At 55.4% G+C, this 26,310-nt stretch carries 23 protein-coding genes; 11 read left to right on the forward strand and 12 right to left on the reverse strand.

The annotated features are described in order from the left end of the window. Window positions 1-13 precede the first annotated feature (13 nt). Window positions 14-445 (reverse strand): VOC family protein, encoded by a 432-nt coding sequence (locus ACR0NM_RS15810; protein ID WP_170565241.1) that lies wholly within the window; start codon window positions 443-445, stop codon window positions 14-16. A gap of 85 nt (window positions 446-530) precedes the next feature. Here ACR0NM_RS15810 and ACR0NM_RS15815 point away from each other — a divergent pair, with 85 nt between their 5' ends. Continuing rightward, window positions 531-1,427 carry a LysR family transcriptional regulator gene (locus tag ACR0NM_RS15815; protein WP_480615597.1) on the forward strand — a complete coding sequence of 299 codons (897 nt, stop codon included), beginning with the start codon at window positions 531-533 and terminating at the stop codon, window positions 1,425-1,427. Between the two features lie 231 nt (window positions 1,428-1,658). Here ACR0NM_RS15815 and ACR0NM_RS15820 read toward each other — a convergent pair whose 3' ends face one another. Further along, entirely contained in the window at window positions 1,659-2,576 is a 918-nt protein-coding gene (locus ACR0NM_RS15820; RefSeq protein ID WP_480615599.1) for a LysR family transcriptional regulator, read from the reverse strand. 103 nt (window positions 2,577-2,679) lie between these two features. Between ACR0NM_RS15820 and ACR0NM_RS15825 the strand changes: the two genes are divergently transcribed. From ACR0NM_RS15825 to ACR0NM_RS15845, 5 genes are all read left to right on the forward strand, one after another. Next, a complete protein-coding gene (locus ACR0NM_RS15825; protein ID WP_480615601.1) occupies window positions 2,680-3,639 on the forward strand; it encodes a tripartite tricarboxylate transporter substrate binding protein in 960 nt (319 codons plus the stop codon). Window positions 3,640-3,708: 69 nt separating this feature from the next. Further along, window positions 3,709-4,176 carry a tripartite tricarboxylate transporter TctB family protein gene (locus ACR0NM_RS15830; protein ID WP_480615603.1) on the forward strand — a complete coding sequence of 156 codons (468 nt, stop codon included), beginning with the start codon at window positions 3,709-3,711 and terminating at the stop codon, window positions 4,174-4,176. A 6-nt stretch (window positions 4,177-4,182) separates the two neighbouring features. After that, entirely contained in the window at window positions 4,183-5,697 is a 1,515-nt protein-coding gene (locus ACR0NM_RS15835) for a tripartite tricarboxylate transporter permease (protein WP_480615605.1), read from the forward strand. After that, window positions 5,690-6,805, forward strand: a complete 1,116-nt coding sequence (locus ACR0NM_RS15840; RefSeq protein WP_480615607.1) for a lyase family protein — start codon at window positions 5,690-5,692, stop codon at window positions 6,803-6,805. Before ACR0NM_RS15835 ends, ACR0NM_RS15840 begins: the two co-directional genes overlap by 8 nt. A gap of 53 nt (window positions 6,806-6,858) precedes the next feature. Further along, window positions 6,859-7,740 (forward strand): SDR family oxidoreductase, encoded by an 882-nt coding sequence (locus tag ACR0NM_RS15845; protein ID WP_480615609.1) that lies wholly within the window; start codon window positions 6,859-6,861, stop codon window positions 7,738-7,740. Here the strand turns inward: ACR0NM_RS15845 and ACR0NM_RS15850 are convergent. Further along, entirely contained in the window at window positions 7,737-8,543 is an 807-nt protein-coding gene (locus tag ACR0NM_RS15850) for a LysR family transcriptional regulator (RefSeq protein WP_170392725.1), read from the reverse strand. The two genes, ACR0NM_RS15845 and ACR0NM_RS15850, sit on opposite strands and share 4 nt — an antisense overlap. A 312-nt stretch (window positions 8,544-8,855) precedes the next feature. On the opposite strand from ACR0NM_RS15850, the gene ACR0NM_RS15855 reads away from it, so the two are divergent. Next, window positions 8,856-8,981 (forward strand): hypothetical protein, encoded by a 126-nt coding sequence (locus ACR0NM_RS15855; RefSeq protein ID WP_480503640.1) that lies wholly within the window; start codon window positions 8,856-8,858, stop codon window positions 8,979-8,981. A 58-nt stretch (window positions 8,982-9,039) separates the two neighbouring features. Here the strand turns inward: ACR0NM_RS15855 and ACR0NM_RS15860 are convergent, their stop codons facing one another. Next, the gene (locus tag ACR0NM_RS15860; RefSeq protein WP_480615611.1) at window positions 9,040-10,074 is read right to left on the reverse strand and encodes a hypothetical protein; all 1,035 of its coding nucleotides are present in this window, start codon (window positions 10,072-10,074) and stop codon (window positions 9,040-9,042) included. A 670-nt stretch (window positions 10,075-10,744) separates the two neighbouring features. On the opposite strand from ACR0NM_RS15860, the gene ACR0NM_RS15865 reads away from it, so the two are divergent. Further along, window positions 10,745-13,837 carry a hypothetical protein gene (locus ACR0NM_RS15865; protein ID WP_480615613.1) on the forward strand — a complete coding sequence of 1,031 codons (3,093 nt, stop codon included), beginning with the start codon at window positions 10,745-10,747 and terminating at the stop codon, window positions 13,835-13,837. A gap of 226 nt (window positions 13,838-14,063) precedes the next feature. Here the strand turns inward: ACR0NM_RS15865 and tcuB are convergent, their stop codons facing one another. The 3 genes from tcuB to ACR0NM_RS15880 are packed head-to-tail and all read right to left on the reverse strand — an operon-like array spanning window position 14,064 to window position 17,210. Beyond that, complete coding sequence (tcuB, locus tag ACR0NM_RS15870) at window positions 14,064-15,134, reverse strand: tricarballylate utilization 4Fe-4S protein TcuB (protein ID WP_480615615.1); 1,071 nt, start codon at window positions 15,132-15,134, stop codon at window positions 14,064-14,066. Then, window positions 15,124-16,518, reverse strand: a complete 1,395-nt coding sequence (tcuA, locus tag ACR0NM_RS15875; RefSeq protein WP_480615617.1) for an FAD-dependent tricarballylate dehydrogenase TcuA — start codon at window positions 16,516-16,518, stop codon at window positions 15,124-15,126. The genes tcuB and tcuA overlap by 11 nt, the downstream gene beginning before the upstream one ends. A gap of 11 nt (window positions 16,519-16,529) precedes the next feature. Next, window positions 16,530-17,210 (reverse strand): GntR family transcriptional regulator, encoded by a 681-nt coding sequence (locus ACR0NM_RS15880; RefSeq protein ID WP_170392730.1) that lies wholly within the window; start codon window positions 17,208-17,210, stop codon window positions 16,530-16,532. 78 nt (window positions 17,211-17,288) lie between these two features. On the opposite strand from ACR0NM_RS15880, the gene ACR0NM_RS15885 reads away from it, so the two are divergent. Beyond that, window positions 17,289-18,353 carry an AbrB family transcriptional regulator gene (locus ACR0NM_RS15885; protein WP_170818921.1) on the forward strand — a complete coding sequence of 355 codons (1,065 nt, stop codon included), beginning with the start codon at window positions 17,289-17,291 and terminating at the stop codon, window positions 18,351-18,353. On the opposite strand, the gene ACR0NM_RS15890 is transcribed toward ACR0NM_RS15885, so the two are convergent. The 5 genes from ACR0NM_RS15890 to ACR0NM_RS15910 all read right to left on the reverse strand — a co-directional run bounded on the left by ACR0NM_RS15890 (window position 18,322) and on the right by ACR0NM_RS15910 (window position 23,966). Beyond that, window positions 18,322-19,302 carry a D-2-hydroxyacid dehydrogenase family protein gene (locus ACR0NM_RS15890; RefSeq protein WP_170392732.1) on the reverse strand — a complete coding sequence of 327 codons (981 nt, stop codon included), beginning with the start codon at window positions 19,300-19,302 and terminating at the stop codon, window positions 18,322-18,324. The two genes, ACR0NM_RS15885 and ACR0NM_RS15890, sit on opposite strands and share 32 nt — an antisense overlap. Beyond that, window positions 19,299-19,535 carry a hypothetical protein gene (locus tag ACR0NM_RS15895; protein WP_170391780.1) on the reverse strand — a complete coding sequence of 79 codons (237 nt, stop codon included), beginning with the start codon at window positions 19,533-19,535 and terminating at the stop codon, window positions 19,299-19,301. The genes ACR0NM_RS15890 and ACR0NM_RS15895 overlap by 4 nt, the downstream gene beginning before the upstream one ends. A 51-nt stretch (window positions 19,536-19,586) precedes the next feature. Next, window positions 19,587-20,675, reverse strand: a complete 1,089-nt coding sequence (locus tag ACR0NM_RS15900; protein ID WP_170597544.1) for a 4-oxalomesaconate tautomerase — start codon at window positions 20,673-20,675, stop codon at window positions 19,587-19,589. 92 nt (window positions 20,676-20,767) lie between these two features. Next, entirely contained in the window at window positions 20,768-22,798 is a 2,031-nt protein-coding gene (locus ACR0NM_RS15905) for a tripartite tricarboxylate transporter permease (protein ID WP_170565303.1), read from the reverse strand. A gap of 79 nt (window positions 22,799-22,877) precedes the next feature. Then, window positions 22,878-23,966, reverse strand: coding sequence for a type 2 periplasmic-binding domain-containing protein (locus ACR0NM_RS15910; RefSeq protein WP_170818923.1), 1,089 nt, complete (start codon window positions 23,964-23,966; stop codon window positions 22,878-22,880). Window positions 23,967-24,105: 139 nt separating this feature from the next. Here ACR0NM_RS15910 and ACR0NM_RS15915 point away from each other — a divergent pair, with 139 nt between their 5' ends. After that, the gene (locus tag ACR0NM_RS15915) at window positions 24,106-24,774 is read left to right on the forward strand and encodes a response regulator transcription factor (protein WP_170424968.1); all 669 of its coding nucleotides are present in this window, start codon (window positions 24,106-24,108) and stop codon (window positions 24,772-24,774) included. 53 nt (window positions 24,775-24,827) lie between these two features. Next, window positions 24,828-26,138, forward strand: coding sequence for a sensor histidine kinase (locus tag ACR0NM_RS15920; protein WP_480615619.1), 1,311 nt, complete (start codon window positions 24,828-24,830; stop codon window positions 26,136-26,138). Window positions 26,139-26,310 lie beyond the last annotated feature (172 nt).

Raw genomic sequence — 26,310 nt, forward strand, 5'->3', positions numbered from 1 at the left:
TAATGATGGGGGTTCAACCGTGCACATGCTCGGCGATCAGTTGCGCGACAGATGGTCCGGGACCAACAAGTTCCAGGACATTACGATCCGGATCGCGGATGAAAATTGTCTTGGTACCGCGAAATTCTCGACGGCCTGTTATGGCTATGCTGCGTTCGGTAACAAAGGCCTCGGTTGCTTCGGCGTCCCTTACCTTGACGGCTAGGTGCGTGATGCCGGGAAACTTCTCGACCTCATCCATCAAGACGTTTTCACCAGCTTTAGCTGTAGCGGGGCCTAACAGGTTGATGTTGATCCCGGACGGATGCAGCATCACCAACGGATGGCCATGGTCATAGCCGCCATCCGCGATCAACTCGAATCCCAGCAACTCATAGAAGGCGACTGATGTATCGCGGTCGCTGATGCGGATGCCAATGTGATCGAAGTTTCTTATATCCAACATGGTTTGGCCTTTCATTACACTGCAACCAATGTAACTATACTTGCTTTGATGCTTAATAGCTCATCTGGAAGGTAATTTATTCCAAATGGATCATAATAAGGATTTGTTCGACGGCATGGTTCTGTTCTGCACAGTAGTGGAACAGGAAGGCATGAGTGCCGCCGCAAAACTGCTGGGCCATACGCCTAGCCATGTCAGTAAAGAAATCGGACGGCTTGAGGCCCGGCTTGGCGCCCGGTTATTGAATCGGACCACGCGTCGGATCAGCCTGACGGAATCCGGGCGCATATACTATGAAAACGCCCGCCGGATTGTGGATGACGCCCGCGCCGTACAAAACAGGATGCATTCCATCGGCGACAGACCCTTTGGAGAGCTTCGGATGAGCGTTCCTGTGGTTTTTGCACATGGATGGCTGAACGATCGGTTGCCCGAATTTCTGCAGCGATACCCCGAAGTTGATCTGAACATTGACATATCCGAGCGCCGGGCCGACATGATCGGTGAAGGCATCGATCTGCTGGTGCGCATCGGTGATTTGCCTCCGTCCGATTTGATTGCACGCGAACTTTTTCGCACACAAGGTCTTACAGTGGCTTCCCCCGCCTATCTGAAACGAAACGGCACGCCCCGCCACCCCGATGACCTAAAGGGGCATCAACTAATTGATTTTTCGTTTCACGGGGCCACCCAAAACTGGACCTACCCAGGACCAGATGGTGAGGCAATCGCAGTTCCAATCGCTCCTCGTATTCGATGCAACGATGGTCATACCGAAAAGGTGCTGGCCCTTGCTGGTCGTGGGATTACACGTCTGCCTCAGCTTTCTTGTCAGGCAGAACTGGATGCCGGGGCATTGGTGGCGATCTTACCCGATTTCAGCCCGCCTTCTATCGGTGTCCATGTGATCTATGCCAGCCGCGACAACCTGCCCGCAAAGACCCGCGCTATGATCGATTTTCTGGTCGAAATGAGCGGCTGAAGTCAGGTGCTGCCGAAGTTTCAAAGTCCTTCGTTTGATGTGAGCAGTCTTCTTGCAGACAGTATAGCACCTTGCAGCAATGTCTGATTTGTTCAACCACGTCATAGTTTTAGTTACGCCACGATAGGCAGCAATGAGCTGATTGATGGGAAGTAATGGGTAGAAAACTGCAATCATTACATCTTTCCCGTAAGTCCCAATCTGTCGAAACATGGAATCCGGCAGACAGGGTCATTGAACACGTTCAAGCGTCGGGCTTAGTTGAGCCAACGCGTTGACCACGCCAAACAACTCCTTTTCGAATGAAAGCAAGGCATCGGACTTCGCATCCACGATCGGGTAAAGCAGGCCAAACGTCATCCAGCGTTCAGGCGTCACCGGTACAAGTGCTAGTTTGTCCGAATTGGTTTGGGCGACGACCAACTCGTCCGCAACAGTTACACCAGCACCCTCTGCAACAAGCGAGCACGCGAGTTGAGATGCTGCCACTTCGCAAGTTTGCTTTGGTGTGACACCAGCAGAGTGAAAAATATCGTCCAATTGGTCGCGCAACAACAGACCGTGCATCAAGCGTATGATAGTTTCTTCCGCGAGATCACTCGCCGTAATTTCTTCTCGGATGGAAAGAGGATGATCCAATGGTAAGACCGCTTGTGCTCTCACTCTCAACAAAGGTTTAGTGACAATGCCTGGATGATCGACGGGCAAAGCACCAATACCGATATCGTATTCTCGTCCGGCCAACCATTTCCCCGCTTCACGTCTTGCCCGGACATCAAGGTTGATATTGGTGCCGGGGCTGGTCTTCATGAATCGCGCTACGGCCGGGGCTGACAGCGACTGCGCAATTCGGGGCATGGTTACAATCCTCAGAGTTTCCGTGCGACCTGCCCGGATTTCGGCAGCGATCCGAGGAACTTCATCAAGGTTGTCCAGGATGCGGCCTGCCTCGCGGTAGAACGCCAACCCTTCGGGTGTCGGGGTCAGATTGCGGCCGCTGCGGTCAAACAGCGTCAGCTTGAGTTCGGCCTCGAGCCCCGAAATCAAGCGGCTGATCGCAGGCTGGCTAAGGTGCAGAATCTCGGATGCGGCAACTAGCGAGCCTTCGGACAATGTTGCGCGAAAGGCGCGTAGGGCCTTGATGTTCATCAATCCATACTTTCAATTTTTGCAAGAGTAGATAACATATTTGCATTTTTTACAATTGATGTTTTCGCGTAATTTGATCCCAAGCGAATTTGGGAGGTTACTCATGAAACGCAGAACGCTTCTTGGTGCTGTTATTGCCGCCATAGCCGTCACCACGACTGCCGCCGCAACCTTTGCAGCGGATTGGCCAAAACGACCAATCAACCTGGTTGTTCCCTACAAGGCCGGGGGCGGTACTGACGCCTATGCCCGCGCCATCTCGGCCGCGGCGGAAGGCACGCTGGATGTGCCCGTTGTTGTGGTCAACAAGCCGGGGTCGGGCGGCCTGAATGGGGCCAATGCGGTGGTTGGCGCCCGGTCCGACGGGTATACTCTGATGATGACATCCGGAGGATCGTTCCTTTTGTCGACGATGACCCGAGATACTGACATTGATGCATTGGAGAGCTTCGATTTTGTCGCTCAGGTAGGACAATTGCAGACGTCGCTTATGGTGCCAGTCAACAGTCCGTATCAGACCGTTCAGGATTTAATTGACGCGGCCAAGGCCAATCCCGGCGAGCTGCGTTGGGCACACTCGGGGCGCGGTGGATTCCACCACGTCGGTGGGTTGGGCTTTCTGGCCAGTAACGGGATTGACGCCCAGGATGTGCCGTTCAAAGGCGGCGGGCCGACCCGGGCTGCCCTGATCGGCGAGCAGGCTGATTTCGGGTTCCTTGGCGTTCAGCAACTTGCTGGTTTTCAAGAGCAGTTGAGGGCACTGGCGGTCAACAGTCAGGAGCGGGATGGGATCATGACTGATGTCCCCTCGTTTGGTGAGCTGGGCATTCCATTCGCTGCAGTATCATCCCCAGTGATCGTTTTTGCACCTAAGGGCACACCGGTAGAGGTGATTGCTGCGTTGGAGACCGCGCTGGAAGAAATTGCCGCCAAGCCAGAATTTGCGGAACTCCTTGCCTCACGCGGAACCGGCCCGGTCTATCAGAATGGAGCGGACGCAAAAACAACCCTATCCGCAATGAAAGAGGACGCCACACCCTTGGTCCAAAGCCTGACCAACTAATGTCCTCATGGTCGGGTGAACAATGGTCACCCGACCCCCTTGTACATGTTGATATCTCGGAGGAAAGACATGCGTGCCTATGCAGAAGGTCTGGTGCTTGCCCTCATCTCAATCTTTGCAATCTGGGGGGCCTGGCAAGTACCGGCCGCATCTCAGGGCGATACATGGGCCGGGATTGTGCCATTCTCCGCCGCTCTCGCTCTACTTGCTCTGTCCGGTGTTATGGTGTTGAGCGCAACGCGCCAGACGGCGGGTGACACAAGTGACGATCAAGACAGCAGCGCGACTTTACAGATCATAGGTCTGTTTATCGTCGCTATGCTGTACCAGCAGTCGTTCCGCTGGTTCGGCTACCTGCTGCCGACTGCGATCGTGACGCCGATCGTCCTCTACATTTTCGGCGTACGCAGTCGGATCGGACTGGTTTTGTCGATCGTTCTATGCCCGCTGGTCTTCCATCTCATCTTTTTTGTCCTGCTGGGTGTGTACCCGCCATATGGCGAAGTTTTCAACCTTCTCAGCTGGATTCAGGGGTAAAACATCATGGAGATCTTTCCTGCACTTCTGTCGGTGGTGACTGACCCTACATTGCTCTTTGCCATCGTACTTGCAGCGGCGGTTGGGATGGTGGTTGGTGCGACACCTGGTCTTACTGCCTCTGCGGCCATCGCGATGTTGCTTCCAATCACCTTTTATATGTCGCCGATCTTTGCGTTGGCATTTCTGTATGTGATCGGCAAGTCCGGTCGGTACGGCGGCTCGATCGCAGCAATCCTGTTCAACACACCCGGAACAGCGGCCAGTGCAGCGACCCAGATCGATGGCTATCCGTTGGCACGAGCGGGCAAAGCAGGAAAAGCTATGAAAGTTGCGACAATCTCGTCCGTCATCGGCGACCTGATGGGGGATGTCCTGCTGGTCATCGGTGTAGGTTTCATTGCGGCCGTCGCACTGAAACTCGGCCCGCCTGAGACTTTCGCCATCTACTTTGCCGCTTTTGTCGTAATCGGTTCTGTCATTGGCAATTCCATCTTCAAGGGTCTGGCATCGGCCTTGATGGGCATTCTGATCGCCATGGTCGGGCTGGACCCGATTTCAAGCGAAGAGCGCTATACATTCGGATCGTTCGATCTATCCAATGGCATCGGCTTGGTACCCCTGATGATAGGTGTTTTTGTATTGGGCGAAGTATTCGCGCAGCTAGAATCCCGCCGCAAGGCTACCGGAGAGACCAAAGAGAATGAAACCACAGCGGATGGCAACAGTCTGACCTGGGCGGAATACAAACCCTGTCTTCCGCACGCATTGCGTGGTGGGTTCATCGGCGCAGGCATCGGAGTATTGCCCGGCCTGGGATCGGCGATCGCGGCGTTCATCTCTTATGGAGAAGGCAAACGCCGCGCAAACAACTCCGAGATGTGGGGCAAGGGGGCACTAGAAGGCGTTGCCGCACCTGAGGCTGCCAATAATGCTGTGTCCGGTCCATCAATGGCTCCATTGCTGACGCTGGGCATTCCAGGTTCGACCATCGGGGCAATATTGCTGGGCGTTTTCCTGATCCACGGCATTCAGGTTGGTCCGACCTTATTCCTGACGGATAAGGAGCTGGTGTACAAACTTTTTGCATGCGGCATGCTGGGTATTCTGGCTTATGGCTTGATCGGTTACTTCGGCGCCACACGAGTTGCCCGCCTGATCCTGAAGATTCCGACCAATGTGCTGTATCCACTGATCTTCCTGACCGCGTTTGTGGCGGCCTATTCAGCCCGTGGATCGATGTTTGACGTAACCGTCATGACCGTAGCGGGGTTCGCCGGCTGGCTGATGCGGAAATACGACTTCAACGTTGCAGCGTTCGTAATTTCCTTCGTGCTGGCTAAGGGTGCCGAGGAAACCTTTCGCCAATCCCTACTGATGTCCGAAGGCGGCGCACTGATATTTGTCGAACGCCCCATAGCTCTTGCGTTCATCATCGTCGGCTTTGCTGCCATGGCGTTCCGAATCCGAGTTATCGTCAAGGAACGCCGCATCTCTCGTGGAGGGCTCGAAGATGCTTGAATACAGTATCTACCGAGATTGCTTTTCCAGCGCCGATATGCGGTCGATCTGGTCTGAACACGCCACGATATCCGCCTGGCTTAAGGTCGAACAGGTTCTTGCGGCGCATCAAGCTGCGGCTGGTCTAATCCCGATTGAGGCTGCTGAGGCAATTGAGGAGATTTTGATCTGCGATCTGAACCATGAGGAATTGCGGAAAGAGATGATGTTTGTTGGCCGCCCCATCGTAGGACTGGCCAAACAGTTGCGCCAACTATTGCCAGAACACTCGGCCCATGTGCACTATCGTACGACCACGCAGGATGTGATGGACACGGCGTTGGCGATGCAGATGAAACTGGGGCTTGAGCAAATACAAAGCACCCTCGGCGATGTCATGGCTGCGATCGCTCATCATGTTTCCGCCCATCCAGACACAATGATGATGGGAAGAACCAATGGTCAGCATGCTGTGCCCATTCGTCTTGCGACGAAGCTTGAAGTCTGGAGATCTGAACTGGGTCGGCGGTCTGAGGCACTTCAAGAGGCAGCAAAACGTGGATTGAATGTTCAGATTGGTGGCCCCGTCGGAGACTTGCGCGGATATGAAAATGGCATTGGTCGCCAGATTAAACAGCATGTTGCTCATTCACTCGGTCTGAACGTCGTCGAACCGCACTGGCAGAACGCTCGTGACGGTATCGCTGACATCGTCACCGCCCTTGGCTCGCTTTGCGGGACGCTGTGCAAAATCGCCCACAACGTCAATCAACTGTCATCATCCGACATCGGTGAATTCGCCGAAGTTCATGAACCTGGCAAAGGATCGTCTTCAGCGATGACCCACAAACGAAATCAACGCGCATCGGAATTTGGGGAGGCCGTCGCTCGGCTGGGACGCCAACGGGCCGGACAAATAGGTGAACTGACCCATCATGAGCATGAACGATCCGGTGGCGTCTGGATTGGGGAATGGATCGTTGTTCCCGAGGTCTTTCTTTTGACTTCCGGCGCGCTGCATTGGTCGGAACGGATGTTCAAGAGTTTAGTGACCGATACTAACGCGATGGCGCTGCTGGTTTCGTGTTATCGCCCTGTGAATAGTATCTATGATCTAGATAGATCATAACTAAACACATCGCATCCTGACTTGTAGAAGCGTGGCAGAACAGGGATGCCACTATGACCAAGAAGATCACAATCATCGGTGCCACAGGCCATTTGGGGCATCGCGTGACCGCGAAACTTGTTGAGAAAGGTGCAGAAGTAACCGCCATCGTGCGTGATCCTGAGGCGGCAAAATCAATGCTGCCCACGCGGGTTCGGCTTATCCAAGGTGACGTGTCGGACTTGGCCAGCCTGAGATCAGCCCTTCACGGCACTGAGACGCTGTACATTACGCTGAATACCGAATCTCTGGACACCACCGCACCATTCCACACAGAGCGGGAAGGCGTAATTAACATTATCGCGGCAGCAAAAGAGGTCGATGTTCAGCACATCATGCAAATTGCAGGGGTCGACTACGCTTATCCGCAGTTTTCGACCGAGGGCATGGCCTATGGCACCAACGCGATACGCACGGGCGGGATCAATGCCATCAAAGCATCTGGCATTCCTTATACTCTTTTCTTTTGCTCCTTCTTTTTGGATTCATTGCCCAAGCTATTGATGGACAATCAATTGGCCGTAATCGGAAATCACATTCATCCAATCTGGTTCACCAATTCCAGCGATCTTGCAGAACTCGTCCACAATGCCATCGGTAACGATGCTGCCAAAAACATGGAATTTGCCGTGCAGGGTCAACAGGCCGTCACGTATACCGAAGCGGCCAAAGAATTTCTCGCTTCTTTCGCCCCCGAGGCGGAGGTGTATGAGTTACCCATGGATGCTCTTGATGAAATGGGGCTGCCGGAAGAGCAGGCCGTTTTCATCGAACACGTTTTGACGTTTGTGCAACAGTTGCGGGAAGAGCAAGTGGACAGAGAAACCCGTGGGATTCTTGGAGCGCCAAAACACACCATTATCTCATTCGCCGAGGAGCTTCGAAATGAGGCTTAAGCCACGTTGGAATTTTGAATAACGGCTTTTTCAGCGAGCAACTCCTTAAGCCTTACCGTCGCTCGACCTATAGGCCTTTCGAAAGACCAGATCATATCCACCGAGCGTTCGGCGTAGTTCTTGGTCTCGAATTGCAGTGGCAGGATTTTTAACGCTCCGGTCTGAACAAAGACGTCCACCGCGTGCAATGGCAGCGCCGACCACCCTAGGCCGGCCTGCACAAGATCAATGGCTTCCGATGCAGTGCTGACCTGCCAAATAGACGACGATGCCTTAAGGATAGCGCTGTTGGGATTATCGGCTTCCTTCAATAATATCTGAAGATGTAGTCGCAATTCTTCCCAAGAGACTGACGACATTTGAGCAAGCGGACCTTCGGGATGGCTGACACACACCAGCCTGAGCGTGCCCAATGAGCAAAAGTCTAGTGCCTGGGGGATGCTCTCAGGTTCCAGAATAACCCCCAAATCCACCACACCATCGACGATCAATCGCTGAATCTCAGCGGCAGCAAAGGCACGTATCTCCACATCGACAGAAGGAAATTCTTCACTGAAGCTGCGAATGATCTCTCCCAGATTGGCCAGTTTGATGTGCGGCGCCATGGCGAGGGTAACGCGGTTTTCCAATGTCATGGATAAGGCATCTGCGACCGCTAGAAAACGGCTGCGCCGTTCCAACAGAATTTCGGCCGGCGAGATCAACGCCTCTCCTGCTTTGGTAAGCGAGGGATATCTTAAGCTGCGATCGAAAAGCTCGACATCCAGATCGACCTCCAGATTGGCGACCAAAGTGCTGATCACCGATTGTGCTTTGTTGCATTTTTCTGGCTGCGGCGGAAAAGGATCCTTCGTTGTGGGTGGTAACGAACGCCTCCGACTGCTCGAATGACGCGCGCATCAGAACCCTCTTTCCATCTATCTATTATCAGTATGGTAGGCATCTTTATGGATCGCAACAACAGTCCGTTACTTGCCCAACGATATGAATTGAGGAGAACTTTCATGAGCTTTGCCGGTCGGTTTGTGCACGCGGTGTTGTTCGAGATCGTTGCGCTTATAAGTATTGCCCTACTACTTCCGCTAATCACACATATCGACGCGTAGAAATCATTGATGCTTAGGGTGTTCTTTTCCTTGGCTGCGTTGCTTTGGAACGTTGTCTTTAATATCACTTTTGATTGGTCGCATTTCAAACTGGTCAATCAGGCCAAGTCTTCTGTTTCGAGCTATCGCAACTGACCAGTGATTATGCCCAATGCGTATGCCTCTATACTGATGATGGGATTCTCATCATCCGCTAAAGGAACAGATATGGCGACCCATTGGGCCAGTGATCTTCGATCCTGGTCCGTTGAGCGTCGTCAAAGTTCAGGTGTGCGACCTGAGCATTTGTGAACTCTTCTCGCATGGCATGGATTAATCCTGCGGGTTTTATGGCATCGGGAATCTCTGCCGCCTTTTCAACATGGGGCTCGACTGCTGTTTCGCCCAATTTGATCGCCGGTCCGAGCAGTGCGAAGGCAGGATTGATGGACAGAGCTGCGATCGCACCAATGAATTCAGCGATGCCCGCGCCCCATTTCAATCTGACTGGTATTTTGGTGGCTGCAACAGCCTTTGCGTAGGCCTTAACCAGCGTCTCCATGCGCTCGCTCGCCTCTTGTTTGCTCGTTCCTCTCAAAGCTTCGACCGATGTCCAGGCACGCAAGGCGTTGCGGTGTTCCTGCACCTCAGGCATTGCGCAAAGATCAAGCGCGGCCTTGATCTGATCTTGATGAGAGCGTGTCTTGCCCTCAGCAGTTTCGTGATGTGGAACCAGAAATTCCCAACCAAACGCGCGCAGCAAAGGTTCCTGCTCTGGAGTGTCATCAAGGAAAGCCTGAGGGCCATCATAGGCCGGGATAACTGCGACCTCGGTGAGAGGTATTCCCTTGATTAGCGCCCGGTTCCGTTTGGCATCCACGAAATCCTGAAGAACCCGACGGGTTAGGTGAAACGCAGGCGCATCGAAATCCTCTTCCTTTTGCGCTGCTTCGAATCCGGGCTGTTGCTGAAGATCGGCCACATCCATTTCGGCGTCCGTAGCGATCTTTCGTTTTTTCCACTCCATGTGGTGCGCGTTGTCCCAGGAAACCTCCATCAAACGATCTCTGGGAATCCAGCTTAGTATCTTGTCCTGGCGCACCGGGTTCCATTTTGCAGGCCAGGTCGCTCCTTGCGGTGGCCGGGGGATCACCAGTGTCTCGAAAAGCACCAACTCGGCGACGAAAGCGCTCGGTCGAAGGTGATCGCGCACTGACATGGTGCCCCAAAGCTGCGACGAATTGTTCATGGCATTTCTCCTGCAATCGTCTTGCAGATCAGGTTACCATCTTTGTGCACCAACCCAAGTTGGTTGCTTGGGTATGCCCAAACAAAGCTGATGTAGCTTATGCAACAGGAATGCGGAAAACTCATCTCGCCGCGCTCGCAATTCCGCGCCACCATTTCTAATAGCGCCCAAAATGCCAAGCGTTGTCGCGAACGACTGGTCAAGCAATGCAGCGGTGCGATAGGACGGTATTTCCCGAATATCCGGTCGCACCATTCTAGGCCATCAATGTGAATGTCCGCGTAGAGGATATTCATGGCTTCCTAGTCTGATGACCCTCTTCTTCAGCAACACAGTGATTACATCCGCGATGGCGTTGCAAATTCGATGCCAGTTGTACGGCGCTAACCGTTACATACCTACAGCTACAGCTCCGCCTTGACCGAGAGCCTCGGGTGAGCGGCGATAGCAAAACAAAGGTGATCGTGCCTTCAGGCTTAGCTGGCAGATTTTTGCGGGAATCGGCAATAAATGCTACGATAGCTTTGTTGGCAGGATCGCCGCTGGGTCTCTCCGGCCATCGCGCTTCGTTATTCTTTTTTATTACAACAAGTTCTTTTTTCTGCCGTTCGGCCGGGCGATCCAGGGCTTCTGGCCCAGCGTTTTAGAATGATTTTGAACGGAGGCAGACATGCCCGAAACAGTATTTGAACGCGCGCCAGACGGCGCGATCATTGGACTTCAGCATCATGGCGACCCTCTTCGAGGGCGTTCTAAAGGAACCAGTGCGCTGGATGTGGCGCAGGCTTATGCCGCCGAAGTGGCGGGGCTTTACCGGATAAAGCCTGATTTTCTTGACAGGCTCGGCGAGAGTGTTTCAGGCAAGTACAATCGCGAGGAGGGCAGCAAGCTACGGCTGGAAGAAGCCAAGGCAGTACAGTCCTTTCTGGTCTACACCTTTCGTCAGACCCATCACGGTGTTCCGGTCTGGGAGCGCGGTCTGACACTACGCATGGCCGGCCCAGACAATGTGGTCACCGGTTCGTCCTCAAGTGTTGCTGCCGATATCGAACTCAGCAACGCCCCTACTCCGCCTGCTGGCCGCGACAAACAAGCTGGCACGGTTCTGCGCGAAGCTGTGAAAGGGGCCAAGTTCACAAAATTTAAGGTTAATGACACCCGGGACTTTGTCTATCGCTACGACGCAGAGCATCGCCTGCCACACAAAGAACCGGGCGAGATCGAAGGGGCCGAGTTGACACCGCTGCCAGAGATTGGTCGTGTACCAAAGGGCATCAAGGACGGCGAATGGCGTTTCGTAAGCCTTGTGCATTTTGGCTGCAAAATTCCCGACTACGGAGAGCTGAACTGGCGAGCGCTGGTCGATTGGGAGACCGGCGCGGTGCTTTACATCCGGCCATTGGTGGGGTGTGTTTCGGGCTACGTCTTCACAGACGACCCGATATCACTTTCAGGAGATTCAGAGCTTGATCCGACGGCCCCGGTTGCGCTTTTGGATGCGCAACGCGAACTGGTGGCGCTGGAACGGTTGATATTACCGGGCGGAGGCGCACCGGTGGAACTAAGCGGCGAATTGGTGGCGGTACGTGATCTCGACACACCGAACATCGCCCCACCGACTGAAAACGCCGGTGCCGCATCGATCTTTGATTATCCCGCCGACAGCGACGATTTCGCGGCGGTCTGTGCGTACTACAACCATGATTTCCTGTATCGCTTCGTCCAGTCTTTGGGCTTCGATCTGCCCAGCTATTTCGACGGGGTGACCTTCCCAGTGGATGTTGATCACCGCTGGTTCAATCCCATTGCAGGACCGGTGAATGCTCAGGCGCCAGGCAATGCCATAGGCAATGGTGTGCTACGCTTTCGTTATGCGCTTGCGGCAAATGGCTCCACAGTCGGCATGGCCACAGACTCGCGCGTATCGGCGCATGAATTCGGGCACGCGGTGCTATGGGATCATCTCAATTGGCCCAATTTCGGCTTTTGTCATGGCTTTGGTGACGCGCTGGCGGCAATACTTTACGATCCGCAGGGTATCGCACCGGATCGTTTCCGCACCTTCCCCTTCAGTAACCTGATCACCCGGCGATGGGATCGGTCGGTCGCCTCGGGTTGGGGCTGGGGTGGCACGATGGACGTGGGCGGATATCGGTCGACCGAGATCAATGCCACTACTTTGGGCCGAATCTATCGATCTCTCGGAGGTGATTCCACAGAACTAGACGACAGGCTGCATGCCAGCCGCTACACGATCTATCTGATCCTGCAGGCGGTGCCGCTTTTGGCCGGGATCGTGCCCAACACGGTCGAAGGTTTTTCCCGCGCCTTGCAGGAATCAGACGAGAACACCGCTCAATTCGACGGTGCAGCCGGAGGCTGGGCACACAAAGTGGTACGCTGGGGCTTTGAGAAACAGGCGCTCTACAACGGATCCCCGCCTGATGTTGACGTCTTCATTGATGACGGACGACAGGGTGAATACCCTTGGCACCAACCGGGCAACAATGCTCCCGGCATCTGGAATCGGCACCGTCCTGACGGCGGCACCGACCACGAGACTCCGCGCCGCTGCGTCGAGAATTATCTGTATTTCCGGATCGGCAATCGCGGCAACTACCCAGCCCAATCAGTGACTTTGTCATTAGCCCGCGCAACCGAAGGCAAGGGCACCACATGGCCGGATGACTGGGATCCGCTGATCGTAGGCGAGCCCATCGGCCAGTCAGTGCATTGTGGCGACGAAGTGATCGTCGGCCCGATCCCATGGTGCCCCGAGGACCTGTGTGAGGAATACATTCTTGCCAGCGTGGATACGCCAGAAGACCGCAGCAATGTCGAAACGATCGCAGGCAGTCTGCCTGTCGATCGACTGGCGCTTGGTGACAACAACGTCGCCCTTCGCCGAATGGAGGTGAACCGCGCCGAAGATGACACCCCTTGCTGCGAGGAGGAAGAACCGAAGATGACGTATCGTTACGCTGTCAAGTTCGTCTGCGGCTGTTCCAAGGGCCGCATTTTGTCCCAGGGCCGCTATCACACAGCAATCAACATCGGAAACGGCAGCGGCGATGCTGTGCGTTTTCGTAAACGGGTGTCGTCGGCCTTGCCAAACGAAAAACCGGGCAATGTCTCGGCCAGAACGAAAAACAAACTCGGTCCCTGGGAATCGATGGAGATCGATTGCGAGGATGTGGCACGACACCTGCGGGTGGCCGAATGCTGTTTCCTGAAAGGGTTTGTCTTTATCGACAGCGAAACACCGCTGGACGTGGTCGCGGTATACACCGCTGCCCATGGTGAAGGCGAAGTGGAAACCATCGATGTCGAACCAGTCGTGCCTCGGCTGATCAAAAAGGTACCGCCCCCGCCACCGCCACCTCCGCCGCCGCCTCCACCCGAGGACAAGCCGGACCTGATCCCGGTGCAGCCCTTCCCTCCCGGCCCGCCACCCTTCCCGGCTTGGTATTGTGAGGAGCCGCGCAAGTTGAGGATCATCGTGCGTAACATTGGTGCAGGGGCTGCCGGGCCTTCGACCACGCGGGTCGATTTCTTCCAGAGCGGCGTGGTGGTCGATCTGCCGACACCGGCACTGGGGCCAAACGGGGATGAGACCACGCTATCGCTCGAATTCCCGGACGAGGTCAAAGGTGGCGAGCAGATCCCCTTCAAGATCACCGTCAATGCCAATCCGGCCGATGGTGTGACGGAGACAGACACTACCAACAACAGCGACTCTTCCTCCTGCGGCCTGGCCAGCTAAAGCAAACTGGGGGTGGCCCGGGCCATTATCGGCCCGGGCTGCGCGATCTAGAGGTGCCGGTCGCTAGGCTGAATCATGATCGTGATTGCGCTCTACATACAGGAGGACAATTTGCTTCAACGACACCAAGATGGGACCGCCCTGTCTGATCCCAAAGTCAGACCTCAAGCTGCGATTTAACTTTACTTTTCCACCGCTTCCCAAGGGGCGACAGGGTCGCCGCAGCCTAGTAACTATCCCTTCTCCGTTGCGCATCCTTGATAAGAGCAGCAAGCCGATAGAAACCGTGGGCCATCTTGGTGTAGGGCGTCAGCAGGAAGAATGTCAGGACCGATCCAAGATGAATAGCAAGCAACGCGGGCATCAAAGCCGATGATCCGAAAGCGTAAAGAGCAAGTCCGCTAAAACCGACGAATCCCAGCAACAGGATGAAACCGATATCGCCGCCCCATGCCGAAGCATCACCTAGATTACGATCAGACCTTTGCTTGAGAATTACCATGGCGCAGCAACCCACTGTCAACATCACACCGCCGGAAATTCCGAATAGTTTGGGCAAAGACCAGAACCCGTACGGCGCATGAATTCCAAAGCCATAATGCATAACCGTTGCAATCGAGGTCGACGCGAAGCAAAGCAGGAAGCCATACATGATCGCGTGGTGAATATGACGTCGCGCCTGACTGAACCGGTCTTCGTCTTCAAAATTACAGCCTTCACCATGACCTGCGGCAAGATCCTGCATTTTACCCGCTCGTTTGAAGGCGGCCAGCAGGTCCGCCATTTTGATGGGTTTTCCCCCCACCTCGGCCCAATAGCGCCTTAGGCTGATGGCAATGCTAAAGAGTGGCAGCAAGAATGCCGGAGCAAAAATCGCAACCATCGCATTATGCGACAGAACGGCATAAAACCCGTCCCCTCCGCTGGAACCTATCGCGCGAATTGCCCAGAACAACAGGGCAAATCCGACCACAAGTGCCAGCGCAATCGCCCCGCCATGGGTGTGAAATCGGCGCGCCAGCGGCTGCGGCCATGCGAAGCTTTCCCAGCTGTCCCTCCGTACCTCGGCCAGAGCCTTCGGCAAATTCAGGTCGAACTCGTGCGGGGCTGTGTACTGGCAGGCGTAGTAGCAGCCGCGGCAGTTGTGGCACAGGTTGGCCAGTTGCGTGATGTCCCCATCCGAGAACGCGCGTTCCGCATGAAGCGACGGAAAGACCGAGCAATAGCCCTCGCAATAGCGGCAGGCGTTGCAAATTTCAGCCTGACGGCGGGCTTCCTGTATCAATTCAATTTGCATAAGCGGCGGCCTCACGTCCTGCGATGCGTCCAAAGACGGTTCCGATGGTCATGCCGAAACCGGCTAGATAACCTTGCCCAAGGATCGAGCCCGCCATGGTTTCGCCAGCCGCCCACATGTTTTTGATCTTGCCGTCGGCGCTCGAACATTGCGCGGCATCGTCGACTTTGAGGCCCAAATAGGTGAAGGTTACGCCCGTACGCAGCGAATAACCGTAAAATGGCGGCTTGGTGATCGGACGCGCCCAGTTGGTCTTGGGCGGGTTCAATCCAGATGTTGAAACGCCGTCCAGCTCTGTCGGATGAAAGGCGCTTGTATCTCCGCAGGCGGCGTTGAATTCAGCGATTGTTGCGGTCAACTTTCCGGCAGGCAGGCCCATCATCCCGGCCAGTTCTTCCAACGTATCTGCCTTCAGCGGTGGAAACACCGACGGCATGAACAGATTCAACGAATTGGCGTCGATGATCACATAGCCAACTTGATCCGGTTGGGCTGCCACCAAGCGTCCCCAGATTGCATAGCGCTTGGGCCAGACATCCTCGCCCTCATCGTAGAAGCGCTCGGCATCCTTGTTCACGACGATCGAAAACGGCACGCAATCCAGACGGGTGACAATACCACCGTCAAATTTCGGTGCACGCCCATCGATAGCAACGGCGTGGCATTGGGTCGGGTCGCCAACACTCTCGACGCCTTGATCCAGAAGATCAGCCAGGACCACGCCTCGGTTATAAGGGGTGCCTCGGATCAGAAAGTTTTTTGCAGGCTCACCCCATGCACGGGTCAGCCAATCCGTATCGGCCTGAAACCCGCCCGAGGCGACGATGACTGCTTTTGGCATTATCCGGTGGTTTTGACCTTCATAGGTGTAGTCGACCCATTCGATCCGATCCCCGTTCAGCTCCAAATGCGTGACGGCGGCTTCATACAAAACATCGATACCCAAGCCCGCCGCAGTTCGGTAATAAGCATTCACCAGAGACTTCCCGCCTCCCATAAAAAAGGCATTTGTCCGTGCCAAAGAAAGTGTTCCGGAAAGAGAGGGTTGAAACCTGACACCGTGCTCTTCCATCCATGGCAGGCATTCCTCGGAAGTGCGGATCGCAAGGCGGGCCAGATGCTCGTCAGTTTTGCCGCCGGTGACCTTCATCAAGTCCGCGAGATATTCGTCTTCGCTATACTCTTCGATCAACGGGCCCAAAGGGCCACCATGCATGCAGCGAAAATTGCGCGTATGGCGCGAGTTTCCTCCGCGATAGGGTTTTGGCGCGGTTTCCAGTATCAGAACGCGGGCACCGGCTTCGGCGGCGGTCATCGCGGCGCATAGAGCAGCGTTCCCGCCACCGATCACAGCGATATCGTAAGCTTCCTTTTGGGTGGCCATATCCTGTCTACCTAGTGATTTTCGTCGGTTGTCCGATCGCGTTCCTGCAACGCCCGGATACGCATTCGTTGTGCGGCCTGAATATGCCCGCGCATTTCTGTCTCGGCCGCCGCGCCATCACGTGCCTTCAGCGCGGCCATGATACGCCGATGTTCAGCGACTGCCGCTTCGGCCCGATCCCCGTCCAACAATTGCGACGGCCCAAGGATCAGCAGCGCCTTCTGCAAGGACAACATGGATTTCGCGAGAAATCGGTTCTTGGCTGCATCCAAAAGTGTGGCATGAAATATCCGGTTGATCCGAGCCGCGTCTGGACCTGTGCCAGCCTCGGCCAAACGATCATTCAAAACGTCCAACTCGTCCAATTCGACATCCGACGCCGCACGCGCTGCTAGACGGGCCGCAGTGCCCTCGAGCACTGCGCGCATCTCATAGAGTTCCATCACCTCGGCGTAATCCAGACTGCGGACGGTCGCGCCCTGCCGCGGTACATGCGTGACCAGGCCGTCGGTCTCCAGCTGCCGGATCGCCTCGCGCACCGGTGTTCGGCTGACACCCAACCGTTCAGACAGCTCAATCTCGCGCAGGCGCTCGCCGGGCAGAAGGGTGCCCTCGCGAATCTCATCCAACAGGCGTTGATACGCCGAATTGCCTTGCGGGCCAGGCTGTAAGGGGTCGTCCTGAATGGTCATCGCGTGCTCACTTGTCTTCTTGCGTCCATTTGTATACATTTGGATACATTGTGAGTCAATATTGTCGGAAGCTGCACTTTGCCCACCCAGAACAAAACACCTTCTCTCCTCGCAAAGCGGGCCCTAACACTGGGCTTGGCACTTCTTGGCACAGGGCTATTCTGGGCGTTGGATCTGCCATTGCCTTTTCTGTTCGGCCCGATGAGCGCGTGTCTGGTCGCGGCTCTGGCTCATGCTCCAATGGAAGGCTTTGGTCAGGTCTCGATTGCGGCGCGCACCATACTCGGCGTGGCCGTAGGGGCTTCGATTACCCCAGCCCTATTTGCAGAACTGCCGAAGATGGCAGCGTCGATTGCACTGATCCCGTTCTTTATCCTGCTGATCGCGCTGGTCGGAGTGCCATTCTTCCGCAAGGTCTGGGGCTTTGATACCACGACCGCGTTTTACGCGGCCATGCCCGGCGGATTGCAGGATATGATCATCTTCGGGGCCGAGGCGGGCGCTAACCCGCGAACGCTGTCCCTGATCCACGGAACCCGCGTTCTGATTATTGTAACGCTGGCCCCTCTGTTTCTTACGGTGTTTTACGACGCCCAACTCACCAACCCAATCGGAGAGCCCGCGCGCAACCTGCCGATACATGAATTGGCGCTGATGGTTCTTGCTGCCTTTGTCGGCTGGAAAGGCGGTGAGCGGATCGGCTTGTTCGGGGCGTCGATTCTAGGGCCAATGATCCTGACGGCTGCGTTGTCACTGGGCGACTTCATTCACACCCGACCGCCTCGCGAGGCCATCCTTGCAGCTCAGTTCTTTATCGGCTGCGGTATCGGCGTGAAATTCGTAGGTGTCACATGGGTCGAACTACGCCGTGTGGTAGCGGCGGGATTCGCCTATGTCATTGTCCTCGCCGTTCTGGCAGCCGCTTTCACCGCCGTTGTCACCACCTTGGGGCTGGGGCAACCGGTCGAGGCATTTTTGGCCTTTGCCCCCGGCGGGCAGGCAGAAATGACAGTTCTGGCCATCGTCTCAGGCGCGGATCTGGGCTTTGTGATCACGCATCATCTGACAAGGATCGTGTTGGTAATCATCGGTGCGCCGATAGCGGCCAACCTTATCCTGCGCTGGTCCAAACCTCGGGGTTGATCATGTGAACCGGGGCGCCTGCAGCGTAGGCGTTCACTTGATCGAAAATGTCCGAAAATTGCAGATCGAACTCATCCTCGGTCACAAAGCCGATATGCGGCGTCGCAATCAGATTTGGATGCGAAAGCAAGGGGTCTTTCGGATCATTGAGGGGTTCGGAATCGAAGACATCGATTGCGGCCTTCCCGGGATGGCCGGCATTCAGCGCCCCAAGCAATGCCCCTTTTGCAATAAGGCCGGCACGGGATGTATTCACAAACAGTGATCCCGGCTTCATGTGCGCGAAGTCCGACGCAGTAATGATGCCGTTTGTGCCTGGCTTCAGGCGAACATGGATCGAGACAACATCGCTGTTGGCAAAGAAAGCTTCGCGGTTCGCGGCGACCTGAACACCATCTGCCTGCGCCCGAACCCGACCTTCATCTGAGGACCACCAGACTACATTCATTCCAAATGCCTCGGCGTAGCCCGCGACAGCGCGTGCGATACGGCCATAGCCGTACAGTCCCAGCTGCCGCCCTCTCAGCGTCTTGCCAACTCCTGCCTGCCACCGCCCCGCTTTGACCGAGGCCATCTGCGCCGGTAAATCGCGCATCCCAGCCATGATCAGCGCCCAAGTGAGTTCGGCTGCAGCATACGAAGGCGTTCCACCATGCATGTTTGAACACAGCAGAACACCATTGTCCGAACATGCCTGCACATCAACGTGCGGATACACGCTGCGCTGACTTATCAATCTCAGGTTCGGCAGCTTTTCGATTAAGTCGCGGGTTACCTTGGTGCGTTCGCGAAACAGAACCAACGCCTCTGCCTCCTGCAACCGTGCCGCCAATTCATCGGTATCCTCGACATGATCTGTCCAGATCTTCACTTCGTGGTCGGATAGCTTTCCAAAACAAGGCAAGCCCTGCAGGGTATCAAACCAATCATCCAGAATGTGAACCTTCATCGACTTTCCACACCCTGCCCGGTGTTCAGTTTTCTTGGCGTCGGCACAAAATGCAGCGTATCGAGTGCTGCAAGCGCATTGCGGACCCGCTCGCTTTGATCCAGCAAATGGTTGAACTGCTCATCGCACCCGGCGATCGGTGTCGGGTATTCCGCAATGTCCCGCCGCAGGACCGACTGCGCCAGCCTTAATTCCTGACGCGCAATATCGAGGCATTCAGAATAATTGTTCATCGTGGCACCTTCATATTGTATACCTTAGTATACATAACAGAGATCCCAGTTTCAACTGCCACTCCACACAGATCCGGGTATATAGACATGCCCATCTGCAAGCTTTCGCGCAGTCCGCACCAGACCAGCAGAGTTTACGTTGAAGTCCCCGTCATTCGAGAAGTCCACCAGCACATCAATCTTTCCAGAAGCGTGTTCCAGCACAACTTCAGCTGGGCTTGCCTTAGGTCGGTCCAACAACCCATCAGCGACGGTTCCGGGCGTCAAAGCACAAGACGCCATGCACTGCGCACCCGTAACGGCCATTGTCGGGTGAGTTTTCCATGGCATGAAATACCGAACTGCAAGGGTTCCGCCCTCTTTGGCTGGTGCCAACAGCCCGAATTTGGGGGTTACCGATTTCGATACATCCCCCATACCCATCAGTTCCCCGGCTTCGATCCGAACTGCCTCCATCCGGGCAAAGAAAGAGCGGTTGGCGTCCAGTTCTTCCGCGCTTTCATACCCAGTTAGTCCAAAATCGGTGGCGCGGGCCATAGCCATAGGCATGGCAACATCCATACAGGTTAGCTCGACCCCTTGCACCGTATCGCGCAGATTTCCGGTGGGCAGAAATGCACCCGTTGCCGAACCCACAACTCCCATAAAACTCAGTTGTACCGGTGCAGATTGCCCAGGAACTCCGGCAATCTCGGCATCGCCCTCATAGGCCAGTTCACCACCCGGGGTCTGCACTTTGGCAACCACTCGCGCACCCGTATTAACTGCGCGTATCCGAACCACGGTCTCATCGCCTTGAGGCTGAAACAAACCCATTTCAATTGCGGCCGGAGCGACGCCGGAAAGAATGTTTCCACAAGTTGGCTTGAAGTCGACCAGCTTTTCCTCAACCGAAACCTGCGCGAAGAAATAATCGATATCGGCCCATTCATCATCGCTGACAGATAACATGGCTACCTTGGTCGTCACAGCAGTACCGCCACCGATTCCGTCAATGTTAAACGCCTGCCCAGCCCCTAGGGCAGCGACCAGCACATCAGCCAATGTGTCCATATCCACGGGCAGGTCAGAGCGACGAAAATAGGGCCCCCGCGAAGTGCCGCCACGCATAAAAATATACGGGATTGCTGTCTGGGTCATCTCGAACCCCTCCTCTACAAACCGTCAAAAACTGTTGTGTTTTCAGCTTTGTCCGACCTGTCTGCTTCGCAGGCCGGACCTCTGTGGAGCATTCATTTCAGTGGCCATGGCAGGCTCACCATGTCTTGCAACAGTCCCGGTGGGAAATCCCGGTTCAGAGCGCCTGCCATGACGCACATGAAACCGATGCCGCAGGCTGTCAGGATCAGCGTCATCTGCCAGCTTGAACCGGCTCGAATGCGGAAGAAGGCAATCAGAAACCCGATCAGGGCTAGGATGAAACCAACAACCCACGTTGCCGCGATAAGACCTGCAAACCACGCCAACGTCGACCAAAGCCCATGCGGAGCGCTCGCATCTTCACCGGCAATTTCCTTATCGGCAAAGATTGCATCACCCTCGGGTCTCCGCATCATCTGGATCAGCAGGATCACGCAGCAGAACAAGGACACACTGCCGATCACCAACGGGATGATCTTGTCGGTCATGTTGTAGTCTGGGATCATGTTGGCGTTGATCAATGCCGCGATTAGGTAGGCCATGATCACCAGCAGGAAGATCAACGGCGCGCGCTTGCTGCCAGACTGGACTTCACCTTCGGCCATGATCATCTTAGCCTGCCGAATTCCTAAAATGACCGAAGCCACGGTGACCAAGATCAGAACAATCACGATCGGGCTGAAGACATACTCCATGCCCTCACCAAAGCTTTTGCGGAACCGGAATGAGGCAATCTGGAATGCCTGATTGGTAAACTTCTCAACCGGGTTCGACAGCACGAACCCAATAAGAAAGGCCGGGCGCGACCAATCGAACCGGCGCAGGAAGATCCCGATCAGGCCGATCACGAACAGCGCCAGAAGGTCTTCGAAGTTCTGACCGGACTGGAAGGCTGCAAAGCTGATCAGCATGAACAGGAAAGGTGCCAGATAGGTGAAGCGGATCGTTGTCAGCTTGGCGATGCCTCCGGAAGCCGCGATGCACAGGATGGTGCCCACGACGTTGGCAAGCGCCAAAAGCCAAACGATCGAATAGGTGATGTCGAGATTGTCCTTGAGCATGCTCGGACCGACCTCGATGTCACCAGATCCCAACAGAGCCACTGCACCGATGAAGATCGCCATCGAGCCCGAGCCGGGAATGCCGAACAGTAGCGTAGGCACCAGCCCGCCGCCTTCCTTGGCGTTGTTTGAGCTTTCCGGCCCGATGACGCCACGCACTTCGCCCTTGCCGAAGTTGCTTTTATCTTTGGTCGATTGAACCGAATGGCCGTAAGCGATCCAGTCGACGACCGAACCGCCTAGGCCGGGAATGACGCCAACGACCACCCCGATGATCGAGCAGCGAACAGACAGCCAGATATTCGCGGCCCAGTCTTTGACGCCGTCCAGCCAACCCGCCCCCAGCGAAGCCCCTTTGGCAATCGATCGATCCTGCCGCAGCAGCGAGACGATTTCGGGAACGGCAAAGATGCCCAATCCAACGATGACCAGCTTCAAACCATCTGTCAGATACGGAATGTCATAGGTTGCCATACGGAGCGAACCGCCAGCGTCCGCCTCACCAATTGTGCCAACCATCAACCCAAGCCCAGCAGCTGCGACGCCCTTTAAGGGGATGCGCCCAGCCAGAATGGCAACCATGGAAAGGCCGAGGATGGTGATCATCAACATCTCTGGTAGACCAAACGCCAGAACGATGGGCCGCGCGACCAGAATGAACATTGTTAGGAAGGTTGCGCCGACCAAACCGCCAAACAGCGATGAAGCGAACGCGGCAGATAGTGCCCGCGCGGCCTCACCCTTCTTCGCCATTGGGAAGCCGTCTAGGACAGTTGCCTGAGAGGCGGAGCTGCCGGGGATCCCCATAAGAACAGAAGCAAAGGTGTCAGAGGTCGGAACAACGGCGACCATCCCGATCATCAGCGCCAAACCAAGGATTGGGTCCATCCCGAACATGAAAGGAAGCAACAAGGACAAACCGGCAATACCGCCAAGTCCCGGGAAAACACCTACGGCCAGTCCCATAACGACACCGAGAACAAGATACCCCAGTACGATAGGTTGCAGGATCAAACCCCACGCATCATTGAGCGCAGGAAGAGCGGTGGCGAAAACCTCCATAGCGGCCGCCTTTCATATACTGTCTTGTGTTTGAAAAAGCGCGCACCCGACATTGGGGTGCGCGCTGTGGTGTGTGGGCTTAGTTCAGCTCGACACCATAGGCTTCTTTGAGCCAGTTCAGAACGTAGCCTTTGGCATTGTCGTCGACGTTTGTCGCGGTTTGCAGCGCCGCCTTGGAACCGTCGCCCACAAATACCGGGTACTTACCGACGCGTTTGGACGAAATATCAGCAAAGTCGCCGCGCTCGGTCACAGCCTGAAAAGCTGCGGTGTAGGCATCGACCACTTCCTGTGGTGTATCGCCAGGCAGAAAAGCCAACTTCTGAACCGGGAAACCTGCGACAAAGAACGCTTTCCAAGCGTCCCACGCCTCGCCACTGGTTTCACAGCCATCCGTTGCCTCGCAAACCTCTTTGAAGGTTGGAATATCAGGGAAGGTCGGGTCGCGGACGATGTTTCCATCGGCATCCAGCGCCCCCCAGGTCATCATCGGCACAGCCTGACCGGCCTCAACCAGCGGGGCCGATCCACCCAAATAGCCGGATGAGGTCTGATAGTCGATGTTAGCTTCGCCACGTTCGAACATCAGACGACCATCGCCACGGCCTTTGATGCCAAAGACTGGCTCAACGTTCATACCCAGCATTTGCCAGGCCAACAGCGGCACGAGATCCAGTCGGGTCGCGCCCTGCGAGCCGTAGATGAAGTTCGTGTCTTTCAACGCATTTGCGGAGCCATCAAACTTGGCACCATCTTCTGCGTTCAGATAGGCGACACCTCCCGTCCCGGACGCCATAACCGGGATCCAGTCGTTGTATTCATAACGCACGCGCGGATCGCTCAGCAGATAAGGGAATTGAGTTGAACCGGAAGTGCCGAACAACAAGGTTCCATCATCGTGGCTTTGGTCCTGGAACCAGTTTGCGCCTTTGGTCGAACCGGCACCCGGCATGAATTTCACGACCACGGTCGGCTGCCCTGGAAGAGCTTCGGACAGAAGCGGCGCAAAGAAGTTGGCCCATTTCGCCGAACCACCCGTTTCCGAGAACGGGATGACCCATTCGATGGTCTTACCAGAGAAATCAACCTCGGCAGCGGCAGGTGCAGCGATACCGGCGGCGGCGATCAGCCCCACGACGGCGCGACGGGTGAAGTTGGAAATGGTCATTGGTTCCTCCCTGTTGACCAGACAATCACGTCATCGCCCCCGGCGCTACCGTGATCGCAAATAGAACTGTGGGGTTGATTCCCCCTCCCATCTGGCAATCATGGAGCGCCAACCTTGCGCGAAACTTGCGGGAGACCTAATGCGGATCGTCATAGTCGAGGACAATGAGCCACTCGCCAATGCCATTGCTTATCGCCTTCGTGACCGAGGTCATGCGGCAGATATACTGACTGACGGAGATGCGGCTGACCTGTATCTTCAACAAGAAGGCGCGGATTTGATCGTTCTGGATATCAACCTACCCGGCCGGTCAGGGTTGGACATCCTGAGATCGCTTCGCGAACGTGGTGACAGTGCGCCCGTGATCCTGCTAACAGCGCGCACCGAAACAAGCGACCGGGTGACCGGTTTGGATATGGGCGCAGATGACTATCTGGTCAAACCCTTCGAAATGGACGAGTTAGAAGCACGCGTCCGAGCGCTTTCTCGGCGCAAAGAGCTTGACTACGGAGCGCGGGAGAGCATTGGTAGCCTGGAATTCGACCGTGCATCGCGTCAGGTTAGTGTTCAGGGCGAAGTCATGGATATACCACGGCGGGAAATAGCGGTGCTTGAATGCCTGTTGGAGCGTCGGGGCAGAATTGTTCCTAAAAGCCAACTCACAGATTATGTCTATGGCGTTGGGGCCGATGTCGATGACTCAGCTGTTGAACCTCATGTGTCGCGGTTACGAAAACGCCTTCAGAATCTCGGCATTAAGATCAAGACAGCGCGCGGTCTGGGGTACCTTCTTGAGGTGCAGAAGTGATCAGGCACGGCTCCCTCAGGCTACGACTCTTCATTCTTATCCTGACGCCCTTGGTGTTGCTTGCGATCCTTCTTGGGCTTTGGCGCTTCATGATTGCCCAGGAAACGGCTCAGGAGCTGTTTGACGACAGCCTGCTATCTGCCGGTCTTGCAATTTCACGAGATGTCGCGATTTCAGGAGGTGACGCACTTTCGCCCACCACGCGCAGCTTGATCCGCGACGCGTCGGGCGGAGAGATCTTTTATCATGTTACGGGCCCGGGTGGCATCTACGTGACTGGCTATGCATACCCTCCGGCACCCGCGAACCCGTCTGCACAAGAGGCGAACAGGCCGCAGTTTTTCGAAGCACTCTATCGCGACGAGCCGGTGCGAGTTCTTAAGCTGACAGAACGTGTGACCATAGAAAATCTCATAGGAGATGCGACGGTCACAGTTTGGCAACGTATGGCGGATCGCAACGCGTTTGCAAATGAGCTGTCAATCCGCGCAGGAATTCTCATGGGAATCCTACTTGCCACTCTGGCATTTGTGGTATGGTTCGGAGTTGCTCGCGGGCTGCGGCCCCTCCTGGATTTACAGGACGCAATCGACCTGCGCTCACCAGATGACCTGAGTGAGATCAAACGCCCGGTACCGATCGAGGTTCAAGGTGTCGTCAAAACCTTGAATCGACTCTTTGGACAGGTGGAAAAAAGTATCAATGCCCATCAGGTGTTCATATCCGAAGCGGCACATCAGCTACGTAACCCTGCGGCCGCCGTTCAGTCGATGGCCGAAGCGCTTCGAGATGCGAAAACCGATGAAGACCGCGATAAACGCATCATCGAGCTTGTCGCAGCGGCAAAGAACTCAGCAACAGTCGCTGAACAACTGCTATCACTTGAACGGCTCAGGCAACCGACGCACCAAGATCAAATGGTTGAAATTGATTTCCGCTCGGTTGTCGAAGAAGCCTGCGCAGAAATGGGAGTTCACATTCTTGCAAAAGGCATCGAGTTTGATGTCACGATGCCCGAGACGGCGGTCATAGTATCAGGTGATCAGGTGTTTCTAACTGAAGCTCTAAAGAACCTGTTAGACAATGCTGTTAAGCACGGTGGCGCTAAACTAAGCCGCATTTCAGTCGTCCTGCGTTCTGACGGCGGAAACGTTAGGCTTACTGTCGCTGATGACGGCGCTGGCCTTTCGCCCGACCAAAGCGAAGCTGCATTTAGTCGGTTCTCCCAGTTGGAATATTCCGAAGGCAGTGGCCTGGGTTTGTCAATCGTCTCTGCGGTGGCGCAGCGCCACGACGGATCAGTCTTAATCAACCAGGTCGAAAGAGGAGCGAGCGTTACGCTTGAGCTTCCGATAATCCTTTGAATTGTTTCGTTTTTGACAAATCCGGCCCCTATCAGGATTGAAATACATTATTTAAAATTGCTGCGAATGTAGGTTTTCCGCATCCTTTTTGCTGCGACTGAGATGTTCACTAAACGTGCCGGCCCCGCGTGAGTTGGGGGCCCGCATTGGCGATGCGTGTCGTGCCAAGATC

This window comes from Ruegeria sp. AF2 (assembly GCF_056542025.1).

Coding starts and splice junctions, on each gene's coding strand:
- ACR0NM_RS15845 (WP_480615609.1), top strand. CDS start 6,859: ATGACCAAGAAGATCACAATCATCGGTGCCACAGGCCATTTGGGGCAT.
- ACR0NM_RS15835 (WP_480615605.1), top strand. CDS start 4,183: ATGGAGATCTTTCCTGCACTTCTGTCGGTGGTGACTGACCCTACATTG.
- ACR0NM_RS15815 (WP_480615597.1), top strand. CDS start 531: ATGGATCATAATAAGGATTTGTTCGACGGCATGGTTCTGTTCTGCACA.
- ACR0NM_RS15855 (WP_480503640.1), top strand. CDS start 8,856: ATGCTTAGGGTGTTCTTTTCCTTGGCTGCGTTGCTTTGGAACGTTGTC.
- ACR0NM_RS15905 (WP_170565303.1), bottom strand. CDS start 22,798: ATGGAGGTTTTCGCCACCGCTCTTCCTGCGCTCAATGATGCGTGGGGT.
- ACR0NM_RS15825 (WP_480615601.1), top strand. CDS start 2,680: ATGAAACGCAGAACGCTTCTTGGTGCTGTTATTGCCGCCATAGCCGTC.
- tcuB (WP_480615615.1), bottom strand. CDS start 15,134: ATGCAAATTGAATTGATACAGGAAGCCCGCCGTCAGGCTGAAATTTGC.
- ACR0NM_RS15895 (WP_170391780.1), bottom strand. CDS start 19,535: ATGAACAATTATTCTGAATGCCTCGATATTGCGCGTCAGGAATTAAGG.
- ACR0NM_RS15915 (WP_170424968.1), top strand. CDS start 24,106: ATGCGGATCGTCATAGTCGAGGACAATGAGCCACTCGCCAATGCCATT.
- ACR0NM_RS15880 (WP_170392730.1), bottom strand. CDS start 17,210: ATGACCATTCAGGACGACCCCTTACAGCCTGGCCCGCAAGGCAATTCG.
- ACR0NM_RS15810 (WP_170565241.1), bottom strand. CDS start 445: ATGTTGGATATAAGAAACTTCGATCACATTGGCATCCGCATCAGCGAC.
- ACR0NM_RS15840 (WP_480615607.1), top strand. CDS start 5,690: ATGCTTGAATACAGTATCTACCGAGATTGCTTTTCCAGCGCCGATATG.
- ACR0NM_RS15910 (WP_170818923.1), bottom strand. CDS start 23,966: ATGACCATTTCCAACTTCACCCGTCGCGCCGTCGTGGGGCTGATCGCC.
- ACR0NM_RS15830 (WP_480615603.1), top strand. CDS start 3,709: ATGCGTGCCTATGCAGAAGGTCTGGTGCTTGCCCTCATCTCAATCTTT.
- ACR0NM_RS15820 (WP_480615599.1), bottom strand. CDS start 2,576: ATGAACATCAAGGCCCTACGCGCCTTTCGCGCAACATTGTCCGAAGGC.
- ACR0NM_RS15890 (WP_170392732.1), bottom strand. CDS start 19,302: ATGAAGGTTCACATTCTGGATGATTGGTTTGATACCCTGCAGGGCTTG.
- ACR0NM_RS15900 (WP_170597544.1), bottom strand. CDS start 20,675: ATGACCCAGACAGCAATCCCGTATATTTTTATGCGTGGCGGCACTTCG.
- ACR0NM_RS15865 (WP_480615613.1), top strand. CDS start 10,745: ATGCCCGAAACAGTATTTGAACGCGCGCCAGACGGCGCGATCATTGGA.
- tcuA (WP_480615617.1), bottom strand. CDS start 16,518: ATGGCCACCCAAAAGGAAGCTTACGATATCGCTGTGATCGGTGGCGGG.
- ACR0NM_RS15860 (WP_480615611.1), bottom strand. CDS start 10,074: ATGAACAATTCGTCGCAGCTTTGGGGCACCATGTCAGTGCGCGATCAC.